This is a genomic window from Curvibacter lanceolatus ATCC 14669 (assembly GCF_000381265.1).
GTDB classification, from domain to species: domain Bacteria; phylum Pseudomonadota; class Gammaproteobacteria; order Burkholderiales; family Burkholderiaceae_C; genus Curvibacter; species Curvibacter lanceolatus.
Genome location: NZ_KB906306.1, coordinates 1 through 4,861 on the forward strand (window position 1 = coordinate 1; position 4,861 = coordinate 4,861).

Below are 4,861 nucleotides of genomic sequence, written 5' to 3' on the forward strand. Positions count from 1 at the left end.
CCCAACTCGCTGTCCACCCCCACCTCGCCACCCATCAGCGCCGCCAGCCTCTTGCTGATCGCCAGCCCCAGCCCCGTGCCACCGTACTTGCGCGTCGTCGACGAATCCGCCTGCTGGAAGCTCTCGAACAAGCGGTCCTTCTGCTCTTCGCTCAAACCGATGCCAGTGTCCCGCACCGCCAGGTACAGCAACACCTCCCCTTCGCTCTCCTCGCGCTTTCTCACCTGGATCGTCACCTCGCCACGCTCCGTGAACTTCACCGCGTTGTTGGCGTAGTTGATCAGCACCTGCCCCAGCCGCAACGGGTCGCCCACCAGCAGCGTGGGCACATCGGGCGCCACGTCAAACAGCAACTCCAGATCCTTGGCCTGCGCCTTCTCGCCCACCAGGTTGGCCACGTTCTCCAGCACCTTCTCCAGGTCCATCTCGATGTGCTCCACATCGAGCTTGCCCGCTTCCACCTTCGAAAAATCCAGAATGTCGTTGATGATCCCCAGCAGGTGCTGCCCCGAGTGCTGGATCTTGCTCACGTAGTCCGTCTGCTTGCGGTCCAAGGGCGTCTGCAGCAGCAGGTGCGACATCCCCAGCACCGCGTTCATCGGCGTCCTGATCTCGTGGCTCATGTTCGCCAGGAACTCGCTCTTCGAGCGGTTCGCGGCCTCCGCCTGCTCCTTGGCCACCCGCATCTCGAGTTCGGCCAGACGCAGGCTGGTGATGTCAAAGTCGACGCCCACCATCTGGGCCGGGCGCCCGTCACTGCCGCGCGTCAGCGTGGCCGCACAGCGCAGATAGCGTTCGGTTCCGTCGGCCCAGACCACCCGGAACTCCGTGCGCAAGCCCTTGCCATTGCGCAAGGCCTGGTTGAATTCATCCACGACACGGTCTCGATCTTCGGGGTGCAGGCGCCGACCCAGCTCGAGGTAGTCGCCACTGAACTGGCTCAGGTCGATCTGGAACAGCTTGGCCATCTGCTGATCGAGCCACAGCTTCTTGCTATTGACGTCCCAGCCCCAGACGCCCACCCCAGCCGAGCTGGTGGCCAGTTCAAGACGGCTGGCGGCCTCGGCCAGGGAGGCTTCAATCTGCTTGCGACGCGTGATGTCGGTGCGGATCGCCACATACTGGTAGGGCATCCCGTCGGCATCCAGCGACGGCACAATCGTGGCCGAAACCCAGTAGGTGGAACCATCCTTGGCCCGATTGCACAGCTCGCCCTTCCAGACCTGGCCGCTCGAGATGGTGTGCCACAGCGACTCATAAAGCGACGCCGGATGCACCCCCGACTTCACGATGCGGTGGTTGCGGCCCACCAGTTCGTCGCGCTGGTAGCCACTGATCTCGCAGAACTTGTCGTTGGCGTGCAGGATCACGCCCTTGAGATCGGTGACGCTGACGATGGCATGCTGGTCAACGGCAAACTGCTGGTTGTCGAGCTCGCGGCGGCTGGCCTCCCGCTGCGACACCAGATCGGACAGCAGCGAGGACAAGGATTCCAGGCTCATGTCGACGTTGACCCGACCCGCCACATCGGGCAAGAGGTTGCTGACCGTGGTGTGCAGGGATTCGATGGCGCGGTCGCGGCTGGACAACTCCTGGCGCAGGCGCAGGTTGGCGGCATCCATCTCGTCCGAACTCAGCATCAGGCTGCGGGTGCGCAAGTCCAGATCGCGTTCATACTGGCCATAGGCCTCGTCGACTTGCTGGAGCAAGGGCCCCAGGCCCCGCAGCACCTGACCCAGGGGCGCGGGCAAGCCCGGTGCGAGCGCCTGCAACTGCGCCAGGCAGTCCTCCCAGGCCTGTTCGTCGTCGATTCCGAGTTGGCGCTTCAACTGACGCCGGAGTCCGCGGTGCATCAAATCTCCAATGCTTCACCCATCGTGGTGATGGTCATGGTCTGGTTGTGCAAATGGCAAGGCCCCTCTTCACCCAAGGGACAGATCTCACCATTGGAATAAAAACCCGTCAGCACGGGCCGAGCCCCCAGCACATCGCCCACCGCCTCGACCTCATCGTCGACGCGGCTGCCCATGACCAGCCTGCGCCCCACGCAGCTGACCAGGATGGCCAACACATCAGCCGGCGGGGCCAAGGCCAGCGCGGCTTCTGCTGCGTGCTCCGCCCCATCGATCAAGCGGTCGGTGCTGGCTTGCATCAGCTTGAGTTGCGCCCCCTGGGGCACCTCACCGGCCAGAATCAGACTGCCCGAGACCTCATCAACGCCGAGGATGGTTCGGATCAGCCCGCGCCCGCCGGTGTCGGCCTCTTCCATCAGGAACGGAAACAGCAAGCCGGAAGCCGGCAGATCCTTGGCGTGATCGCCGAGATAACGTTTGTAGATGGTGAGTGCGGGTTCGCCATCCAGCTCCTGCAACACGTTGCCTTGCACACGTGTCACGCGGCGCGCCGGGCCGAAAGGCAGCCAGCCGCCATAGGATCCGTGCCCCAGCAGCAGGCGACTGCCGTACAAACCCAGCGCCACAGCGTTCCGGTCAGACACGCCTTCGTCGCCCAACACCCAGGTGCGAACAAAAGCCCCATCGTCACCAGCCAGCCCACCCGTGATCGGCACCGCACGCCCCAAGCCTTGAGTCAACCCAGCCACCAACGCACTACCGTTGATCGCCACGCCTGGGCCGTAAACCAAGACGGCCTGCAGATCGGGTGCCGCCAAAGCCCGCCCCAGGCCCTGGCCCGCAGGGAAGGAATCTTCCATGCGGGGAACCGGCAAGGTGATGCATTGCAAGCGGGTGGCATCGAATTTCAGGGCCGTGATGACACAGGCCCCCGAAGAAACCCCTTCACGCGAAATTTCACCGGCCGTCGAGCAGCCCAGCAACCGGGCCCGCGGAAATCGCTCGCGCAAGGCCGAGTGAAGGCCACCGTGCTCAAACCAGGACACCGACCCAAACACCAGCACACCATCCGGGTCCATCGCGCGCAAGGCCTCCAAAGTGCCCCAGTCATCGTCGGTTTTCAGGATCACCTGCTGTACACGCATAAGCCTACTCCTAGGAATTCTCCACTGGCCCCCTGCTGGAACGGAGTGGCCAAGCTTCTTTGACTGTAACCAAAAGAACAGGCAAAAACGGCTGACGCCACAGGTGCCCACGTCTATTTCGTTTTGAACCCGAGGGCTGATTTCGATGAGTTTGCCCCGACAGAGCTCTTTGAATCAAATCATTTATTTTATTTTTTACTGTTTAAAATCAATTTATATGATTCATATGATAACCCGGACCGAGCTTGAAAGCGATTGAACCCAGCCCCGGCGTGCCATGCAACCGGCGGCTTTACCAGCCAGCCACCCACAAGCCAACAAGGGGCCACACGACACCCGCAACATGAGAGCTTCTACACGGAGGACATGCATCTTGAAATTCATTCCCAACTGGCTCCCTATGGCAATCGGCATGGCTTGTGCCAGCGCTGTTCAGGCTCAGCCCACTGACGGCAGTGGGGGCCCCCCGCGCGGCGGCCCTCCCGCCGAGGCCGTTGCCGCCTGCAAAGGCAAGACCTCCGGCGCCAGTTGCAGCTTCACAGGGCGTCAGAACGAAACGCTGATCGGTACCTGCGACAGCCCGCCTGAAGGGCCGCCAGGCAGCAGCAACGCCAGCAGTTCAAGCAATTCCGGCATGCTGGCTTGCCGTCCGGCACGCCCCGCGGGTGGGCCACCCCAGCGCTGAGCGCGGCGATCCGCCTATGAAAAAAGCCACCCGAAGGTGGCTTTTTGAGTGGGGCGAAAGCCGCTGAAGATCGTGGGCGATCAGTTCAGAGCGGTCTTCTTGCCATCCTTGTAGGTGTACAGGGTGATGGCCGGGTTCTTCAGCTCGCCATTGGGCTCGAACGCGATCTTGGCGGTCACGCCCTGGAAGTTGGTTTCGATCAGCTTCGGGATGTAGACCTTCGGGTCCACCGAGTTGGCACGCTTCATCGCGTCGACCAGCACGAAGGTCGCATCGTAGGTGTACGGGCTGTACACCTGGAACTGGTTGGGGTACTTCGCGTCGTAGCGCTTCTTCCAGGCTTCGCCGCCAGGCATCTTGGCCAGCGAGGCGCCGCCTTCGGCGCACACCACGTTTTCCAGCGTCTTGGCGCCAGCGGCCAGCTTGGCCAGTTCGGACGTGCAGATGCCGTCACCACCGAAGTACTTCACGTTGCCCAGACCCAGTTGCTCCATCTGGCGCAGCATCGGGCCGCCTTGCGGGTCCATGCCACCGAAGAAGATGCCGTCCGGGTTCTTGGCCTTGATCGAGGTCAGGATGGCCATGAAGTCGGTGGCCTTGTCGGTGGTGAACTGCTCGTCCACCACGGTGATGCCCTTGCTGGCAGCGATCTTCTTGAACACATCGGCCACGCCCTGGCCGTAGGCGGTGCGGTCGTCGATCACGGCCACGCGCTTGAGCTTCAGGGTGTCCGCAGCGTAGAAGGCCAGGCCGGCGCCCAGCGCATTGTCATTCGAGATGATGCGGTAGGTGGTCTTGTAGCCGGGCTTGGTCAGGTTGGGGTTGGTGGCGGCACCGGTGATGTGCGGGATGCCGCAGTCGTTGTACACCTTGGCGGCCGGGATGGTGGTGCCCGAGTTCAGGTGGCCGACCACGCCGGCGACCTTGGCGTCGCACAGCTTCTGTGCCGCGGCCGTGCCTTGCTTCGGATCGGCTGCATCGTCTTCAGCGGCCAGTTCCCACTTGATCTTCTTGCCACCGATCACGATGTTTTGCGTGTTCAGGTCTTCAACGGCCATGCGGGCGCCGTTCTCGTTGTCCTTGCCGTAGTGGGCCTGGGCACCCGACATCGGGGCGACGTGGCCGATCTTCACGACCTGGACGTCTTGTGCCGAGGCAGCGCCTGCCAGAACTGCCAG

Annotated in this window: 3 protein-coding genes; all 3 read right to left on the bottom strand. The window is 62.9% G+C overall.

Features of this window, described 5'->3' with window-relative positions; all coding sequences use genetic code 11:
• Positions 1–1,853, bottom strand: a 1,853-nt coding sequence (locus F624_RS0131680) for a PAS domain-containing protein (RefSeq protein WP_157443750.1), incomplete at its 3' end; no start/stop codon positions are given.
• Entirely contained in the window at positions 1,853–2,998 is a 1,146-nt protein-coding gene (locus tag F624_RS0131685; RefSeq protein ID WP_019578377.1) for an FIST signal transduction protein, read from the bottom strand. The genes F624_RS0131685 and F624_RS0131680, both read right to left, overlap by 1 nt.
• 765 nt (positions 2,999–3,763) lie before the next feature.
• Positions 3,764–4,861, bottom strand: a 1,098-nt coding sequence (locus F624_RS0131690) for a branched-chain amino acid ABC transporter substrate-binding protein (protein ID WP_019578378.1), incomplete at its 5' end; no start/stop codon positions are given.